This window comes from Bifidobacterium sp. ESL0764, assembly GCF_029395515.1.
Classification (GTDB): Bacteria; Actinomycetota; Actinomycetes; order Actinomycetales; family Bifidobacteriaceae; genus Bifidobacterium.
The window spans coordinates 283329-301400 of sequence record NZ_CP113919.1 but is presented as its reverse complement, the minus strand read 5'-3'; the positions used below and the strand labels follow the sequence as shown (position 1 = coordinate 301400).

Here is an 18072-nt window from a genome sequence, read left to right as displayed (position 1 = left end):
TTTGGTTATCGCTGCATTGGTTTATGAGTTCAGCGACATTTTTCATTTATGAGACTTTTATTATTTATTTGTCTAATTATCGAACAGCGGATTCAACCCGCCTATTTGCCATCTCGATTGTCGCCATGAAGCCGATAGCCGCCAGATTCTAGCATTGCTCTGCAACGCAAACTGCCAGGATATCGGCCTCACAGCAACTCAGACAAGCCGCAACTCACCTCACGTGCCGAGCGCTCTGGCCGCGAGACCGGAACCACACCAGCGAGATGCAGGCAGCAATCAGCAGCGCCGTCACCCCCGCAAGCAGCAGCATCGTCCCGAACCAGCGCGCGCCACCGGTAAATGGCAGCTCGGTGATGGGCAGCGGCTCTTTGAGCACGGCCTTCACCAAGTCGGACTGGTTGTTTTTGATATCCAGCTTGTCGTCAGTATAGTTCGTGTTATACGTGCTCTGCAGCTGACCCGCCCGGTCGGCCGCTGTGACATGGAACTCACCAGGCCATGTGCCTTTCGGCACATCAACATGCCAAGTACCATCCTTCTCACTCTGCGCGGAGGAACGCGACCCATCCTGCCAAATCACCGTCACTTTGGACCCGGACTTACCGGCTATGTTGGCGGAATCCGGAATATCCGGCGACGTAGCATCCTCGGGCATCTCCACAGTTCCGTTCACACCAATAGATCGGTTGACCGAAGTCACCTTGACGATTGGCGGCACCATGTCGATGATCCTGTTGACGACACGGCCGATGGCAGGCTTGCCGCCCACGGTATCCTGAAGGACCGCGTAGACCTTGTACAGCACGTTGCCCTTCGGATTGGCCTTGGTCGGGAAGACCGACGGATCAACAAGACATGACCAATTGGCCTGATAGCGCGCCGGGTTCTTGGGATCGGGCTTACCATCACTGGTAGTGGTACCGGTGCCGTCAATCTGTTTCACGTCCTGCAATTTGTCGACGGTCGTTTCCTTGCCTCCTGAAGAATCGTTGAAATTCTCGCAGTTGAGCTGGTACTTGGCGTTGGGGATGTGCAGCCCGTTGGGCGCCACGCTGTTGTTGCCGTCGACGATCACGGGATTGCTGGGGTTGTCGTCGGGCGAACCGGTGGTGCTTCCGTTCTCGCCAGTGGTGTCCGAAGCGGTCATGATCGTGTCCTGCGGGACGGCGAAGAGGCTGAACTTGTCGTTTATATGGTTCGCTGAGGTAATGTCACCCTTAATGATGACTTTCGCGCCGTCAGGCAGGCTTGTCTTACCCGCATTCGCCCCGCTGGCAGCCACCGAGCTATGAGGAGCATATACCTCCTTGACCGATGGGTTCGAATTCATGCTGAGCTGGAAACGAGCCGCCTCGATATTGGAGAAGTCCGATGTGACGTGAACCGGGGTGTTATCGGCCTGCCAGGCATGGTAGCGTACCTGGTCCTGCTGGTCCGGATTAATGGCAAGAGGGTCGTCAATAGTCCATGTTCCGTCATCGCCCACTGGTACCGTGCCGACCTCACGACCTCTGGTCTTGATATTGTTCGCATCTTCCGAATCAATGGGATTCTTCGGATCCTCAGCGAATACCGTGACGTTATAACCCTTCGTGCCGGTTCCCGTCACCGTACGCTTCTTGGGATCGGAATAGCCCGGGAACGGATTGACCACCGGAGCTGCCGGACGCACGATATCGAAGTCGTAGTAAGCCGTGTCGATGGTCCAACCCTTGTCGATCTGCGCCTGAACCCCGCTCGGGTCATTCTTGGCCATGTCGTCGGTGATGCCCTCGGTTTTCGGGTCAGGATTACGCAACGGATCGGTCGCCTTGCACGCCTGATTGACCACCGGCCAGGTCACGAGCTTGAAATAGCCGTCAAGGTTCTGCTTTTCCTTGGCCATCTTGAAGTCGATGCTGCCGTCGGCGTACTGAGCCTTGCTGCCATCGCCAGCGCCGGGCACGATGAGCTGGCCCGCGGGCGCGACACCGTAATAATTCGTGGTGCTGTTGAAGGCCATCGACGCGGTCGTGCTTCTTGCATCTAGATTGCTCACAGCACCTGAGGAGTTCAAACCGCCTGGTTGGTAGTCATTGCTTGATTTTTTCGATCCTAACACCGGCATATTGGAAACCGTCAGCGCCTCCGGCGTAAGCGAATCGACCGGCACCCACTTGTTGTTCTTCAACCCGATCCACTGATATTTGAACCCGGTCACCTGATAGCAAGCCTCGTTGACATCAACACCGAGCGCGGGGTTGTACCATCCGACGAAGAAGGAGTTCGGCGGTGCCACACCAGGCTTCGTCAGCGGTGGCTTATTGCCACGAACTGTAGTTGGACCAGCAACGCCCCTATCAGTCGACATGCCCCAATTAGCCTGCCTGGTTGACCATAGAGTCGGCCAATCACTGTCAAAACCAACCCAAGCGTTGGGTATATCGCAGCCATGTACCGTTTTGAAGTCCGAGACATCGCCAGTCGGCGAACAGGTTCCCGGATAAGCCGTGATGGTCTCCGAATCAGACATGTCTCCAGCCAGAGACGATTGCGAAAGTAACGTGGTGGCGTGATCTGACGTTGTGCTGTCGCCACCGCCCCAATCCCATTTATTCTTTGACAGGGTATTATCCACACTGTTGTTGCTTCCGGTGGCCAACGGACCGACCTCGACCCAAACGTGCTGCCTCCAAGAACGCCCGTTGTTATAGCCAGGACTGCCTTTCTTGTCTTGACTGGTCCAAAAAGGCTTCGACTCGTCCCTGATGTTCATGTCTCCCTGAACGGAAACGGTCACATAGTCATAAAGGCCGGCATGCATGATTTTGGGGATGGTGAAATACTCATCATAGTTATCTGCCCAATGATTAGCGTTTGTAATAGCAGTCGAATCAGAAGTCGAGGAATCAACATAGGTGTTCATATACTTCATCATGCGGGTATAATCCGGATAAATCGTACCGGTACTATCCGTTTTATTGCCGTCACCAAAGTCGTAACGAATCTTCATACCGATGCTCTCAGGAGTCGTGCCTGCTGTCGGTTTCACCTCGTCATGTGCCACACGCACCACAAAATCCATACGCAATTCGTCACGCAACGTATCGATTTTGTTGTTGGCCGCGAGCAAACGGTACAGCATTGGCGTGCGGGAAGCGCCATCCGGGTCGGTCGGGCACTCGGTGGCACGCCAATCCTTTGCATACTGGGCACTTGTGCAGGGATCGGTGGTCGTCGTTGACGCGGCGCTGGCCGTGGTTTGCACAACCGTGCCATTAAAGGTCGCCAGCAGCGTCGCCAACACGATCAGCACGGCAAAAACGCACGTCGCGGCCTTTGCGGCACGGCGGCGCTTCACGCCTTGCCCGCGCTCTGACACGTCGAGGCCTTGCTGCCTTGTGTATCCATCGTTGCTTTTCACCACAATCACCTCTAGTGCGGTAGTCCGCGTGACATCGAAATTGTTGTACTTGTTGTCGTACTTCTTGCTAAGTTCTCTGGTACCTATCGATATAAAATTTTCTGCTGTGCATCGATGGCCAAGCAAAGACGTCAAACGGTCTACATAGCTTCATCGACCACTGTCGCCTTCCAGCGGAAACGCATCCCGTTTTTAGACAACGAGAGACAAAGATGCCATACCAAGCTGACAAAAAGGTTCACACATAGAATAATTATTTGTCTAAATAATTAGAGTAATATTTATCAACTTTTATAATTTCGCGCAATGAACTTTCTCTTGCGCTTTCTGAAATCGTTGGAATTCCAGCGTTGTTCGCATCACAATGAAAAACGACTTTATATCACAGCTTCATCCGCGACGGTGCCGAACAAGCCACGAATGTGACATACCACATGCCACCAATGTGAGTATAACCACATCAATAAATCCGCGTGTCAAACGTTTTCTACATGTCCGCATTATTCTTATCGAACTGGGTAGCAGCTTCGACGATGGTACGTTGCAGACAGAAGGGACTGACAATAATCCAACTATGCGTTGAAAAGCAGAAAAAGTCGGTAGCAAATCTGCTTATCAACGCAAGACCGAAACTGCGTGCGTCGAAAAGCAGAAAAACAACCCCTAAATCTGCTTTCCAACGCATTCGTTGCACTCGAACGCTTACCGTTCAGGACCGGCCGCCCGACAACCGCTCAGATGGCGTCGCCGTCACGCTCGCCGGTACGCACGCGGACCACCGAATCCAGCGGGACGACCCACACCTTGCCGTCGCCGATGGTGCCTGTCCGGGCGGTTTTCACGATGATGTTGACCAGGGTCTCGGCGTCGGCGTCGCGCACCGCCACCTCCACACGGATCTTGGGGATGAGGTTGACCGAATAACTCGCGCCGCGATAGACCTCGGTATAGCCGTGCTGCTCACCGCAGCCATTGACCTCGCTGACCGTCATGCCCTCGACGCCCGCGGCCGCAAGGGCGTCCCGGACTTCCTCAAACTTCGCTGGTTGAATAATCGCGGTAATCAGTTTCATCGTTCCATCTCCTGGCTTGCCGGTATCGGGTTGGTTCGGCAGCAACGGACGAGACGTCCTTCAACAATTGGTCTCATTGTTCAGTCTCCTTCGCGATTGCCACCGCCGTCGGCTTGGCAACGACCGACCTGACATTCTCAGAGTTGCCATGCACCTTGGAATAGCTGGGATAACGAACCGCCAGATCCATAAGCGTTCCACCCTTGCTCGTACTTGCCAAATCGTACGCGCTCTCGCCTTGGTCGGCAAGGTCGACGCCGGCCAGTTCCTGGTCCCCGTCCACCCTCCAGCCGACGGTCTTTTCGAGCGCGAAAGCGATGACGAACGTGACCACGGCGGAGTACACGACCGCGGCGAGCGCCACTACCACCTGCACCGCAAGCTGACGCCAGCTACCGCCCGCGAAAAGCCCCGCACCCTGCGCAAAGAAGCCGATGAGGATGGTACCGGCTAAGCCGCCGACGCCGTGCACGCCGACCACATCCAGTGAATCGTCGTAACCGAAACGGAACTTGAGCCCGCACGCCAGGCAGGTCAGCACGCCGACAATCGCGCCGATCGCCATGGCCCAGAGCGGCGAAACCACATCGGCGGCGGGCGTGATGCCGACCAAGCCGGCCACCATGCCCGAGGCCGCGCCGACCGCCGTGTAGTGGCCCGTGCGAATCTTCTCGGTAAAGCCCCAGCTCAGCATTGCCGCAGCGGCGGCCAGCGAGGTACTGACCCACGCATAACCGGCGACGCCGTTGGCCGCGAAGGCCGAACCCGAGTTGAAGCCGAACCAGCCGAACCAGAGCAGGAACGCACCGAGCATGACGAAGGGGACGTTATGCGGACGGATCGGGACTTTGCCGAAGTCCTTGCGCTTGCCGATCAGCAGGACGATGACCAGAGCCGCCACGGCCGCGTTGATGTGGACGACCGTGCCGCCCGCGAAATCGTGGACCGGCGCACCGATGAGCCTGGAGATCAGACCGTCGGGCGAGAGCAGGCCGCCGTTCCAGACCATGTGGGCCATGGGCGCGTAGTCCAGCGTCACCCAGATGGCGACGAAAATCATCCACGTGCTGTATTTGATACGTTCCGCAAGCGCCCCGGAAATGAGCGCGACGGCGATCATGGCGAAGGCGAGCTGGAAGGCGACGTCGATGCTCACCGGGTAGTTGTTGCCATTGGGGGTCAGGCCAGTGGTGGTGAAAACGCCGTCTTTGCCGGCCTTCATCGTGTCGCCGAGCAGGAAGCCGGTGGACGGTTCGCCGAAGATGCCGCCGATATCCTTGCCGCCCCAAGCGATCGACCAACCCCACAAGGCCCAGATGATAGTGCTCACCGCAAGCGCACCCGCCGAAAGCATCAGCATGTTCAGCACGGCCTTGCGGCGCACCATGCCTCCGTAGAAGAACGCCACCGCGGGCGTCATCAGAAAGACGAGCGACGCCGCGATCAACATCCATGCGGCATTTCCTGTATCCATGTCGTGTCCCCTCACCAACCCCAAACGCGTACCTGGTCTGATGCGCGAATCATATGGAGACATACAACACGGTCAACGTAAGGGGAAGTTTGACACGAGATTACGGCGATGTAAAGCACGCATCATCGCCGAAACATGATGGTTACGTATCAAGCAGGATTGCCGGGTTCCATGCAGAGACAATCACATAATTGCGCCTCAAACTGTGATTATCTCCGCACATTCGCATCGGATACAGAGCTAATCACAGAATAAACCCCAATACTGTGATTAGCTCTGCATATCCATGCCCGATACAGAGTTAATCACACAATGAGGCCCAAAACTGTGATTAACCCAGCACACCCACAACACAAATCACACAACCACGCCCCAAACCGTGATTAACTCCGCATACCCACAAAACAAATCACACAACCACGCCCAAAACCGTGATTAACTCCGCACAATCCGTTCCGTACAGAGAAAATCACACTATCTGCCCGACGATACGAAACCGCGCACCAACCATGGCTGGCTGATGCACGGCCGAAGTTTACCGTCTCGCACAAATTGTGCTGACTTGCCTCAGGCGAGAATGCCGTCGACGAAACCTTCTGGGTCGAAGGGTGCGAGATCATCGGGGCCTTCGCCCAGGCCGACCAATTTCACCGGCACGCCCAGTTCCTGCTGCACGGAGATGACGATGCCGCCCTTGGCCGAGCCGTCGAGCTTGGAGAGCACGACGCCGGTGATGCCGATGGCCTGCGCGAACACCTTGGCCTGGGCCATGCCGTTCTGGCCGGTAACCGCGTCGAGCACGAGCAGCACTTCCGAAACCGGCAGGTTCTTTTCGGTGACGCGGCGAATCTTGCCCAGCTCGTCCATCAGGTTGGCCTTGTTCTGCAGACGGCCGGCGGTGTCGATGATCAGCACGTCGGTGCCGTTCTCCTTGGCCTGCTTGGAGGCGTCGAACGCGACCGAGGCAGGATCGCCGCCCTCCTTGGCGCTGCGAACGACGGGAACACCGACCTTCTGGCCCCACGTCTCGAGCTGGTCGGCGGCGGCGGCGCGGAAGGTGTCGGCGGCGGCGAGCATGACGGATTTGCCTTCCGAGACGAACAGGCGCGCGAGCTTGCCGGCGGTCGTGGTCTTGCCAGTGCCGTTGACGCCGACCATGATGATGACGCTCGGCTTCTTGGCGCCGGGCTTGTCGGCCTCGAGCGCGCGGTCAGATTGGGCATTGACCAGGTCGATGAGCTTGGAACGCAGCGCCTCGCGCACGGCCTTCGGGTCCGAAGTGCCGGTGATCCGGGCGTCGTTGCGCAGCTCATCTACCAGCTTCTCGCTGGCGGCGCTGCCGACATCGGCCAGCAGCAGCGTGTCTTCGACGTCCTCCCAATCGGACTCGGAAAGCTGGTCTTTGGCGAGAATATTAAAGAGTACCCGACCGAACGGGTTCGACGACTTGCTCAGTTTCTCCTTGAGGCGGACGGCACGTGAGGCTTTGGGCTCAGGAGTCTCGACATCTGGCTTCGCGTCAGTTTCTTTGTTTTTTCCGTTATGAGAAGATTCGGCACGCGATCCCGGCTTGGTTGCGTTCTTGATTTGGGGGTTCTGCTCCGACTCGCCCTCGGCGCTTGGCGTTCCGCCCTCCGGAGATTTATCGGAGCTTTTCTCTTCCTTGGCTTTGCCGAATTTGCCGGCTTTTTCGGTATTCTTAACGGCTTTGCTTGATTCCTTGTTGTCGGCATCATCTGACGAGTCGGCTTCCGTGCTTTTTGCATCGGCGGCAACATTGGCGTTCTGCGCATTTGCGCCGTTGTTCTTGTGCGCATGCGCCACCAACGCAGCCACGGCAATAAGCACGACGGCGACGACAACCAGCGCCGCAACGATAATCATCGGATTGATCATAAGAGTCATGCTTCAAGATTATTGGCGAGACCCGACGCAAAGCGCGCGTCCGAACCCATGGTTTCCAAAAGAAACTGTACAAATTTCCATGGTATCGTTCAATAACCATGGGCTAGGGTGAGTCTGAATGTGGAAGAACACACTCAAACCAGAAACAAAAACATCTTTTATCAAGCAAAGTAATCATCGATCAACAATTCCGTTTTGGGCGCGTGCGCCGCATACAATATAACTATGTCAAATGCTTCCAGAATGACCTCGTACCAGCGCCGCGAACAGCTCATCACCATCGGGCGCGGGCTTTTTGCCGCCAAAGGTTACGAAGCGGTGAGCGTGGAGGAAATCGCGGCCGCCGCGAAGGTCTCGAAACCCATCGTCTACGAACATTTCGGGGGCAAGGAAGGCCTTTACGCCGTCATCGTCGACCGAGAGATGCAGAAGCTGACGAGCACGCTGATCAACGCGCTTTCCGCCGGCGACACTCATCCGCGCCAGATCGTGGAGCGCACGGCCCTGGCACTGCTCACCTATATCGAGGAAAATTCCGAGGGCTTCAACGTGCTCGTGCGCGACTCCCCCACCACCGACCCGGCCGGTTCGTTCAGCTCGCTGCTGGGCGACGTCAGCCTGCGCGTCGAGGAGATTCTCACGAAGGCGTTCAAACAACATAAGCTGCCGGCAAAAGGCGTTCCGTATTACGCGCAGATGCTCGTGGGCATGACCGTCTTCACCGGCCAGTATTGGGCCGCGAACCAGAAGAAGATCGACAAGGAACAGCTCGCTGCACACATCGTCAACCTCGCCTGGCACGGCCTCTCGCGCCTCGAAGCCAAGCCGAAGCTGCAATTCGAGAACGACCTGAACGACGATTTGGGCGACGACGCGGGCGCCGGCAAAGGCGACGGAGACGGCAAAGGCAGCAAAGGCGACAGCACCGGAAACAGCGAAAAGAGCAACGCCGCAAATGCCAAAGACGCCGAAATACGCAAATAATACAAATAACGCGGCTCAATCAAACAAATCAGGCAATAGAAAATAGTCCGTCTGACGACAGTTTCGCGCGATACACCGCCGAAAGTAATGCAGCTCACGCACGCAACCCCGCCATTGACGGGTTTACATGGTAAATTAGCTGGTGTCCGCCGCACCAACGCGGCGAATTCCGATAATGAGGAATCATGCCGCAAACTAGCTTGAAAACGCTTACTTTCGTTGTGCCCGCATTCAATATGAGCGCCTACCTTGAGCGTTGCGTTTCGTCGTTGACAGCCATTGACGACAACGACGACATCGAAGTACTGATCGTCGACGACGGATCGTCCGACGGCACGCCGGAACTTGCGGATCGGCTTGCGGCGGCGAAACCCGGCATCGTTCACGTCATCCATCAGAAAAACAAAGGTCACGGCGGTGCGGTCAACACTGGCATCGCCAACGCCGAAGGCATGTATCTCAAAGTCGTCGACGCCGACGATTGGGTAGGTGCAGCCTCACTGAAGCAGCTTATGAACGTAATGCGTCGGCAACACAACGCCAGCGAACCGATCGACATGTTCGTCACCGATTACGTCTACGACAAAGTCGGCAAGCGACGCAAGCACGTCGTCAAATTCGACAGCGTCATGGCCGCGGACAAGCGCTTGGTCTGGGACGATCTCAAACATTTCGGCATCGCGCAATACATGATCATGCACGCGCTCATTTTCCGCTCTGACGTGCTGCGGCAGGCCCAGACCCAGCTGCCCGAGCACACGTTCTACGTCGATTTCATCTACGCCTACCAGCCGTTCCCGTGGGTGCGAACGCTCATGTACGTCAGCACGCCGTTCTATCACTACTTCATCGGCCGCGACGGGCAGAGCGTGCAGACCGACGTGATGATTCGGCGTGTGGACCAGTTGGTGCGCGTCAACCGCGCGATGGTCGCCGCCACCCCCGAGCGCAAGAACGTGCCCGACGGGCTTTACCGCTATATGATTCACTTCCTCTCCATCGAAAGTGTCGTCGCTAGCGTGTTCCTCATCCTTTCGCGCCAGCCCGCAAACTACCAGATCAAGCGGGAACTGTGGGACAACCAACGCGCGGTTTCGCCTCAGATCGCACGCGACGTACGCCGCCAGTTGCCTTCCCGCGCCATCAACCTGCCCGGTTCGCTCGGCCGCTGGATCATCCGCATGGGCTACCGCATCTCGGAACATATCATCGGTTTCAACTAAACACGTTCAAACGGGAATACAAACTCGTATCAATATGAATACGGACAGGCCGATGAACATGATTTCGCGATGGCCGTCGTCCTCGCTCTGACTTTCAGCCATATAGCGGTCTCAGACGATTTTGGGCATCGGGGTCGTGAGCGAGGTGGTGAGATTGACCTGCACCACGCCGGCACCGAAATGCGGCTCGACTTTTTTGAGTGTCACGGTGCGCTCGTCGGCTGCGGCGGAATCGTTGTCGGTCATCGTGGCCGGGGATTTCACCGCCACCACCGCGAGGTCGTCGACGCTCGTGCCGACGCCGTTGCAAAGCTCGGTCGCGGAGGCAAGGGACTCGGCGAAACCTTCCTTGAACAGCACGCGGTCGGCAGGGACGCCGTAAGCGTTGCCAGCAATCCACTTCACGTCCTCGACCAAGCCCATGCCCTTGTGGCTGGCACGGTTGTTGGCGGCTTCCGGATCGGCTGCATCGGCCGGAGCCGACGCGTTGGTAATATTCTTGGAACCATTCGCGTCTTCGAGCGCACCGACGAACGCATCAAGCTGCGGGGCCAGCGCCTCGCCACCATCACGGAAGAGATTGCCGATGATGGGATTGCGGAAGTTGAGCGACTTGGCGGTGTCGCGCAGGGAGGCGATCTGGTCGTCCTCGCCGTCCCAGAGGTTGACCAGCGGGAAGGTCGGAATACCAAGGCTTTCGAGGCGGTGGACATGGAAGGGGTAGCGCCAGGAAAGCGTCGGGTCGTCGCGCCAGGTCGAGGCGCGGGTGACCACCACCGCGGCGGCCGGCCACTGGGCACCGAACTCGCGGCAGGCGATGTCGAGCCACTTCTGGGCCCCGGCATCCGCGCCGTACCCGGCCTCGACGACGACGACATCGTGCAGCGCGCAGGCCATCTCGACCGAAATCAGGCTGGGAATGCCCAGCGACACGTTGGCGAACGGACCACAGTGCACGTAAACCGGAGAGCCGTTGACCGTCTCGGTCTTGGCTGGCTTCACCGCGTCGCCAAGGATGCCGGTGATGCGCCAGAGGTCAATGAACTCGCCGAAAGTGACGGGCTTGCCGTCCTTGGTGCCCGCCACCATCTTTGAAACACGCTGCGAAATCTCGTCCATGGAGCGCGAGAGCACGACGATCTGCATCAGCTCGCAGGTCGGGGTCAGCACCACGCGCTCGGGAACGTTGCCCTTGCCACGGTCGACGGCAATCTGGCGCAGCGAACGCGACGGCACTTCCGAGACGCGCGGTACCAGAATCGTGTCGATAAGCCCATCGTCAATGGCCTTCTCCGCGAAGGAAACCAGCAGGTTCTGCGCGTTTTCGATGGCGGCCATTTCGCCGCACAGGCCCCAGTCAATCAACTCGGGATGCGAAAGCGAGGACTTGCCGCCGCCCGAGGCGCCGCCCTTGGAGCCAGCCGCGGTGATGCCCATACTCGGCTGGCGCAGCACGGCGGTCGCGTCGATGCCGCGGGCGCGCAACGCGTCGATGAGCGCGATGGTGGTGGTGGTCTTGCCCTCGCCGCGCGAGGCCTTCAGCGGGGTGTCGGCGGTGACGAGGATGACCTGGCCGTGTTTGCGCGGCTCGTCAGCGTGGTCGCGCAGGTAATCGAGGTAACCGAACGCGTCGATTTTCTGAACCAGCCCGTACTGGGTCGTGAATTGATCGATAAGTGCCATGCCATACCTGCTTTCAACACGTTGGAAATACTCTAAAATCCCGCGGAGCCTTATCGGCACATGCGCTTAAATCTGCGCGCAAGCCAACGTCCGATATCACCGCGGCCAATATCCCAAGCCTATCAGCAGACGTCGCCGCATAGCACAAAAGTCGGCCGACATGAAATCTAAAACACGGAATACCGCCGTTCCTAGTTTCGTATCGACCGACCTTTGTGCTCAGTTCGTCAGTTATCAGACCTGTTGAAGCCGTTGGCCATCTTCATCGAGACCGTGTAGAGCACCGTGTCAAGCAGCACGTCGGTCTCCTTCTTGACCTGGTCGGCCATCGACTGGTTGGCGGCGCGCAGGATCTCGCGCACTTCGGCGTTGCGGGTCGAGGCGATGACTTGGTCGGGCTCCATCGGCTCGACGTCACCGTCCGGATTGCCGGCGTTGAGCTCGGCCTGGGCCATCGATTCGGCACTGGCCTCCTGGTCGCCGCCCAGACGCGCGACCTGCTCGTCGGTGGCGGCGACCATGCGGTGCGCCATACCGCCGGTCAGTTCCTGGTAGCGCTCGATGGCGTTGGCGGTGTCGGAGAAGGCGGAATTGCACAGCGCCGCGATGATGCGGTTGGCCCAGTAGAAGTTCTCGCTCGTGACGCGCGTGGTGGTGGCCTCGAGATAGGCCGGCGTGGCGTCGACGTTCGGGTAGAACGGCACCAACGTGTTGAACGGGTTGGAGCCGTAGGAGACCCACTGGATCGCGCGGTCGGACTGCGGGCGGTACGGACGAATCTGCATCACGGAAAGCTGCGACTGGCGGTTGATGCCGATGGTGCGGTACATGTGGCGGGTGTGCTCGTCGCCGCGGTGGCCGTACGGATCGTAGGGTGTGCCCTGGTAGTGCGAGCTGAGCACATACTTGACGTCCTCGATGGTGATCTTGCGCTCCGGCTGGCGGGCCCACGGAATGTCGTCGGACTCCGGGGTATGGTCGGCCTCGGGGCCGTCCCAGACCTCGTCGTAGGGGTTGAGGGTCCGCTGCATGTACCAGGCGCGCGGGGTGTTGTAGACGTGGTCGGAATCGGAGTGCGAGCCGAAAGCGTCGCGCGGGTTGAACGGCGTGGTCGCCTCGACGGCGAGGTCGAGATGGTTGGCCTCGATGAACTCGTTCAGGTCGGCCGAGCACATGCAGTTCTCCTGCTCGCCCAAGGCGTCCTCGAGGTCGAACTCGTCGATGCCCAGCTGATTCGGCATCGTCACGTAGGCCTCGTCCGGCACGCGCTTGGCGATCCAATGATGGCCGCCGACGGTCTCCAACCACCAGATCTCATTGGAATCGCTGAAGGCGACGCCGTTCATCTCGTAGGTGCCGTACTGCTCCAGCAACGCGCCCAGGCGTTCGACACCTTCGCGGGCCGTCTTGATGTAGGGCAGCACGATGGTCAGGAAGTCTTCCTCGCCGATGCCTCCAGCGACCTCGGGCACGTAGCCCTCCTCGCCCTCTTTGCCTTGGGCTTTCGTGAATTCCACGAACGGATCGGCACCGAGCACGCGCTCGTTGGTGGTCAGCGTCTCGGTGGCGCTCATGGCCACATTCGCCTCGTTGACGCCGGCCTCGCCCCAGATGCCTTCCTTGGTGTCGGCATTGGGCATGGAGGTATATTGCATCGGGTTGTCGGGCAACTCGACCTCAACGTGGCTCAATACGCTGCGGTAATGCCGCGGCTGGTCCTCGGGCTTGACAACGACGAAACGCTTGGGGTTGAACTCCCCGTTCGCCGAATCCTCGTTGCGCGCGATGATGGTCGAGCCGTCATAGCTCGCGTCCTTGCCGACCAGAATGGTGGTGCATGCCATAATTGTTTCCTCTCCTGAAATGAAATGACCAAGTGCTGATTACTAATCATAACGACTGGATGCCAATACTGTTTTCATGATAGATGCCTGCTCGCACATGAAGATCATCTTGGGTCAGAACCAACCCCACTGCTCTGTTCGGGTCGGCTGTACGCATCTGTACGCATCTGCACGCACAGACCCTTGGTCTCCATCCGCCTATTCCTCATTTTGAACGTCTGTTGGTGCCACCAAGATACCCAAAATACGCAGAATGGAGGCCATATTCGTAAAAAACGGGCATCTTGGTGCACCAAGATGCCCGAAAAATGGCAATTTCGGGGTTAATCTTCGAAAAACAGGGGACTTGGTGGCACCAACATCACAATAATGGCTGGTTTGGGGAGGATGGCACCTCGGAATCGAGAACCTTGATATTCGCAGGCGTGAAACCGGAGGACGGCCAGCAGATTCCAACCCACGTGGGCGCTTTTATTTCGCCGGATTGCCGATAAGCGTGATCTCGGCGTCGTCAATCGGGCCGCTGTAATCGAGAATCTTATGATACAAATCGTTGAGCCAGAAGCCCTGACGCATATCCGGCAGCGGATTGGCCGTAGCCCAGACGTGCAGGACGTAGCCGTGCGGCTTGTCGGGTGGGGTCGGGCCGTTGTAGCGCATCGTCACCGCGGGATTGCTCGAACCGACGAACTTGCTGGCGGCGCTCGTGCGCCCTTGCGCGGCCTCGGGAATCATCGTCGGCAGCGTGCGCGAGAAATCGGGCGGGATCTCAAGGGCGTGGGAATCGTTGAAATCGAACATCAGCGCGTCGACCGGCACGTTGGCCGCCGACCAGTGGATCCATTCGAAGCCGCAGACGGGGATCGAATCCGGATCGGTCACCTGCCAGTGCAGGTACTGCATGCCTTGGCTGAGCTCGTCGATATAGAACGGCAACGAGATGATCGGTGTGCCGTCGACCTTGTATTCAGGCGCCGCCGCCCCGGTGAAATCATCGGGAATGGTCGTAAAATCTGCTGAAATCTTCATGCTTCAAGTATCCCTCGGGCTTGTGACGAACGTTCACTCGAAATATCAAAAACCCGACCCTCGGCAGGGAGGGCCGGGAAAAACAACAACGTCCAAAGTCTCACGACCGTAAAAGCCGTTGGACGCAAGCGTCATAGATTCCAGTTGCGCAGCACGCGACGCCCCTTATAGACGCCGAAGAGCGAAAAGGCGGCCGTGCCAAGACGCAGCTGGTTCGCGACGATCGGCTCGACGCCCAGCCACTGGGTCGCCAACATACGCAGGATATGTCCGTGAGCGACCAACAGGACATTGTGGCCTTCACGAATCATCGGGTCGACGCGTTCGACGACCTTGCACGCACGGGCGGCGATGTCTTCGATGCTCTCGCCTCCGTGGTTGTGTACGCAGATCTCGGTGCCATCCGGCAGACGGTCGGTCCAATCGCCGGCGAAGCTGGATGGCAGCTTGGAGACGCCATCCTCCATCAGATCCCAATGGTGACCAAGCAACTCGTCGATCTGCTTCGGGGAACGCCCTTCGGCAAGACCGTAGTTCCATTCCATGATGTCAGGGCATTCCCGGTAATCCGGGAAACCAGCGAGTTCAGCCGTCCTGCGTGCCCTCGCCAGCGGACTGCAGAACACATAGTCGCTCTCGAAGCCTTCGGGCAGCCGGGCGCGCAACCGTTCTCCGGCGTCTCTCGCCTGCTGTTCGCCTTGCGCCGTCAACGGAATATCCGTCCGACCGGTGTATTGGCCCGTTTGCGACCACACCGTCTGCCCATGCCGCAGCAAAACCAACGTTCCGGCTGCGATATTGCCATCAGTCATTGCCATTTCGTTTCTCTCCTCTTGCGCCCGCAACGATCATGGTGAGGATCATGACGGGAATAATAAGATGGGCTCGACTACGTATTGCACACGTTGGCCGAACCCATCATCACACTGACATACCGCTACCCTGATATTCGCAAACCAGCGGCAATCATCTGGCTTGAGTGATTACTCAGGCCTTGGCAGCAGCAGCGGCCTTGGCAGCCTTCTTGGCGGCCTTCTCGGCTGCACGTTCCGCTTCACGCTCGGCATCTTCCTGCTTCTTGACGCTCTCGATGAAGGCGGCGTGCGCAGCGCCGGGGACCCAGCCCTTGTTGACGACCTTCACCTGCCACAGGCAAGCGAGGCCGAAGATCACAGCGGCGACGATCAACAGACTGATCGTGCCGGCCACCGGGCCGAAGCTCGAGAGCTTGCCGGCGATCAGGCCGTACCAGCAGAAGTCGGAATCGCTGAACGTGGCGTTCTTCAGACCATAGCTGCCCATAACGGTCATGAGCATGGCAGGAAGAATCGTGATGATGATGCCGGTGACGAAGCCACCGAGAATGGCGCCCTTACGACCGCCAGTGGCATTGCCGAACACGCCGGCGCCACCACCGCCGAAGAAGTGAGGGACAGGGAGGATGAGCGCCAGGCCCCACATGGGTCCAAGCCAGACGGCGATAACCGCCAGAGCAACCAAGCCACCCACGAAGGAAGAAAGGAAGCCGATGAGCGAGGCGTTGGAGCCATAGGGGAAGACGATCGGGATGTCCAGCGCGGGCTTGGCGCCGGGCACGACCTTCTTGGCGATGCCCTGGAAAGCCGGGACGAGTTCACCGAGAATCAGGCGGACGCCGTAAAGGATGATGGCGATGCCGATGCCGAACTGCAGAGCCTGACCGAAAGCGGCCATGAAGTAGGCACCGTAGTCCTTGGGCGCGGACGGGAAGACGCTGAACGCGACCTTGGCCGGCAGCGCGAATGCGCCGATCACCGCGAAAACGAGGTAGAGAACGATCATGAGCACGGTGGTGGACACCATGGAATCACGAAGGAAGCTGGTGTTCTTGGAGAAGTTGATGTCCTCAGTGGACTTGGACTTCTTGCCGACAACCGTGCCCAGCGCGCCGGAGACTACATAGCTCAGCGTGCCGAAATGGCCGATGGCAATCTGATCGCTGCCGGTGATGCGGTTCATGAACGGCTGCGCGAAGGAAGGGGTGGCCACCATGATGACGGCCATGAGGATGGCGCCCAGGCCGACGACCAGCCAGGAGTTCTTCGCACCGAAGCCGAAGGAAAGCACCAGAGCCAGCAGAGTGGACATGAAGACCATGTGATGGCCGGTCAGGAAGACGTACTTCAGCGGGGTGAAGCGCGCCAGCAGCAGCATCAGCACGAAGCTGATAACGACGATATAGGCCGAGGACGCACCGAAGTCCTTCGCCGCCTGCGCCACGATGACCTCATTGGTGGCGATGGCGCCGTGAGCGCCGGTCGCCTTCAAAATCAGCTGGCCGAATGGGTTCAGCGAACCGGAAACCACGCTGGCACCGGCCTGAAGAATCAGGTAGCCCATCGCGGCCTTCAATGCGCCGGAGATAATCTGGCCCACGTTCTTCTTCAGGGCGATCAGGCCGACAGCCGCGACCAGACCGATGATATAAGCCGGCACGTTGAGTATCTGCTGGCTTATAAAGTTAAAAATGGTAGCAAGAACATTCATTGTCCTTATACTCTCTTTCTTGTTTTGTTGTTCTCTTCTTCATCGCGTCGATTCCGGGGCGCAAAGCCCCGAAACCAGTCGAGAAGACAATCAGTCGTCGTACTTCTCGAGAATCGCCTTGATCTCGTCGGTGTCCATGAAGTTGTTGACGGTCTCGATCGGCGTGGTAACACCGTCGAGCTGAGGAGCCAGCTGGGGCGAAGTCATGACCAGGTCGCTTGCATCGGCGGTGCCCTTGGCTGCGCCGATGTCAGCGGTGGTGACGTTGACATCCATGTCGAGATCGGATGCGACGGATTCGACATTGACCTTCAGCAACACCGAAGTGCCGATTCCATGCCCACAGACGCACAAAATATCCATAATCTTTTTCCTTTCCTACGCCATCGCGCAACCTCGCAAAGACGGAAACGGGATGGACGACCAATTTATTGACCTATTGCAAAAATGATTCAGCGATTGAGGATTTCCCTGATCTCGTCGGCAGTCGCAGCGGTGGCGAGTTCCTTGACTTTTTCGGGCTTGGAAAGCGCGCCCGCAACTGCGGACATGACTTTGATATGCTCATTCTCGTCATGGCCTGCAAGCCCGATGACGAGACCGACCGGATCATTGGCCTTGCTGCCGAATTCGACCGGCGTGGAAAGCCTCACCCAGCTCAGACCGGTGTGAAGCACCGCGTCGGACGGACGGGAATGAGCCAGCGCCATGCCGGGGGCAATGACGATATAGGGGCCCATCTTCTCCACGGTGGCGATCATCTCGTCGGTGTAGGCATCGGTAGTGAAGCCCGAAGCCACCAACCCTTTGCCCGCCAGACGGATGGCATCCTTCCAATCCTTAGCCGGCACATCCAATAGGAACGAGGAATCAGGCAGGAAACCGTCGATATCGCTTGTTGCATCGTTATTGGCCACGATCTTTC

12 protein-coding genes and 1 pseudogene are annotated in these 18072 nt (G+C 58.3%); 2 read left to right on the top strand and 11 right to left on the bottom strand.

What is annotated here, in order from left to right; genetic code table 11:
• Positions 1 to 214 precede the first annotated feature (214 nt).
• The 4 genes and pseudogenes from OZX71_RS01020 to ftsY all read right to left on the bottom strand — a co-directional run bounded on the left by OZX71_RS01020 (position 215) and on the right by ftsY (position 7837).
• Complete coding sequence (locus tag OZX71_RS01020; protein ID WP_277160171.1) at positions 215 to 3406, bottom strand: hypothetical protein; 3192 nt, start codon at positions 3404 to 3406, stop codon at positions 215 to 217.
• A 734-nt stretch (positions 3407 to 4140) separates the two neighbouring features.
• A complete protein-coding gene (locus tag OZX71_RS01015; RefSeq protein ID WP_277145798.1) occupies positions 4141 to 4479 on the bottom strand; it encodes a P-II family nitrogen regulator in 339 nt (112 codons plus the stop codon).
• Positions 4480 to 4684: 205 nt separating this feature from the next.
• Positions 4685 to 5953, bottom strand: a pseudogene (locus tag OZX71_RS01010) (ammonium transporter); the annotation flags it as partial.
• A gap of 567 nt (positions 5954 to 6520) precedes the next feature.
• Complete coding sequence (gene ftsY, locus OZX71_RS01005; protein ID WP_277160617.1) at positions 6521 to 7837, bottom strand: signal recognition particle-docking protein FtsY; 1317 nt, start codon at positions 7835 to 7837, stop codon at positions 6521 to 6523.
• A gap of 246 nt (positions 7838 to 8083) precedes the next feature.
• Between ftsY and OZX71_RS01000 the strand changes: the two genes are divergently transcribed.
• Together OZX71_RS01000 and OZX71_RS00995 are read left to right on the top strand one after the other, a co-directional pair.
• The gene (locus tag OZX71_RS01000) at positions 8084 to 8842 is read left to right on the top strand and encodes a TetR/AcrR family transcriptional regulator (RefSeq protein WP_277160170.1); all 759 of its coding nucleotides are present in this window, start codon (positions 8084 to 8086) and stop codon (positions 8840 to 8842) included.
• A 185-nt stretch (positions 8843 to 9027) separates the two neighbouring features.
• Entirely contained in the window at positions 9028 to 10065 is a 1038-nt protein-coding gene (locus OZX71_RS00995; RefSeq protein ID WP_277160169.1) for a glycosyltransferase family 2 protein, read from the top strand.
• A 111-nt stretch (positions 10066 to 10176) separates the two neighbouring features.
• On the opposite strand, the gene OZX71_RS00990 is transcribed toward OZX71_RS00995, so the two are convergent.
• The 7 genes from OZX71_RS00990 to OZX71_RS00960 form a co-directional block, all read right to left on the bottom strand.
• On the bottom strand, positions 10177 to 11748 hold the full coding sequence (locus OZX71_RS00990) for a formate--tetrahydrofolate ligase (protein ID WP_277160168.1): 1572 nt from the start codon (positions 11746 to 11748) through the stop codon (positions 10177 to 10179).
• Between the two features lie 227 nt (positions 11749 to 11975).
• Positions 11976 to 13592, bottom strand: coding sequence for a C69 family dipeptidase (locus OZX71_RS00985; RefSeq protein ID WP_277160167.1), 1617 nt, complete (start codon positions 13590 to 13592; stop codon positions 11976 to 11978).
• Positions 13593 to 14063: 471 nt separating this feature from the next.
• The gene (locus tag OZX71_RS00980) at positions 14064 to 14621 is read right to left on the bottom strand and encodes a YbhB/YbcL family Raf kinase inhibitor-like protein (RefSeq protein WP_277160166.1); all 558 of its coding nucleotides are present in this window, start codon (positions 14619 to 14621) and stop codon (positions 14064 to 14066) included.
• Positions 14622 to 14752: 131 nt separating this feature from the next.
• The gene (locus OZX71_RS00975; protein ID WP_277160616.1) at positions 14753 to 15433 is read right to left on the bottom strand and encodes a histidine phosphatase family protein; all 681 of its coding nucleotides are present in this window, start codon (positions 15431 to 15433) and stop codon (positions 14753 to 14755) included.
• Positions 15434 to 15608: 175 nt separating this feature from the next.
• A complete protein-coding gene (locus OZX71_RS00970) occupies positions 15609 to 17147 on the bottom strand; it encodes a PTS ascorbate transporter subunit IIC (protein WP_277145804.1) in 1539 nt (512 codons plus the stop codon).
• A gap of 90 nt (positions 17148 to 17237) precedes the next feature.
• Positions 17238 to 17510, bottom strand: coding sequence for a PTS sugar transporter subunit IIB (locus OZX71_RS00965; protein ID WP_277145805.1), 273 nt, complete (start codon positions 17508 to 17510; stop codon positions 17238 to 17240).
• A gap of 89 nt (positions 17511 to 17599) precedes the next feature.
• Complete coding sequence (locus OZX71_RS00960; RefSeq protein ID WP_277145806.1) at positions 17600 to 18064, bottom strand: PTS sugar transporter subunit IIA; 465 nt, start codon at positions 18062 to 18064, stop codon at positions 17600 to 17602.
• Between the last annotated feature and the right edge of the window lie 8 nt (positions 18065 to 18072).

What these genes read in the sequence shown, in the direction of transcription:
- OZX71_RS01000 (WP_277160170.1), top strand. Translation starts at nt 8,084, where the DNA reads ATGTCAAATGCTTCCAGAATGACCTCGTACCAGCGCCGCGAACAGCTC.
- OZX71_RS00965 (WP_277145805.1), bottom strand. Translation starts at nt 17,510, where the DNA reads ATGGATATTTTGTGCGTCTGTGGGCATGGAATCGGCACTTCGGTGTTG.
- OZX71_RS00985 (WP_277160167.1), bottom strand. Translation starts at nt 13,592, where the DNA reads ATGGCATGCACCACCATTCTGGTCGGCAAGGACGCGAGCTATGACGGC.
- OZX71_RS00975 (WP_277160616.1), bottom strand. Translation starts at nt 15,433, where the DNA reads ATGACTGATGGCAATATCGCAGCCGGAACGTTGGTTTTGCTGCGGCAT.
- OZX71_RS01015 (WP_277145798.1), bottom strand. Translation starts at nt 4,479, where the DNA reads ATGAAACTGATTACCGCGATTATTCAACCAGCGAAGTTTGAGGAAGTC.
- OZX71_RS00980 (WP_277160166.1), bottom strand. Translation starts at nt 14,621, where the DNA reads ATGAAGATTTCAGCAGATTTTACGACCATTCCCGATGATTTCACCGGG.
- ftsY (WP_277160617.1), bottom strand. Translation starts at nt 7,837, where the DNA reads ATGATTATCGTTGCGGCGCTGGTTGTCGTCGCCGTCGTGCTTATTGCC.
- OZX71_RS00990 (WP_277160168.1), bottom strand. Translation starts at nt 11,748, where the DNA reads ATGGCACTTATCGATCAATTCACGACCCAGTACGGGCTGGTTCAGAAA.
- OZX71_RS00970 (WP_277145804.1), bottom strand. Translation starts at nt 17,147, where the DNA reads ATGAATGTTCTTGCTACCATTTTTAACTTTATAAGCCAGCAGATACTC.
- OZX71_RS00995 (WP_277160169.1), top strand. Translation starts at nt 9,028, where the DNA reads ATGCCGCAAACTAGCTTGAAAACGCTTACTTTCGTTGTGCCCGCATTC.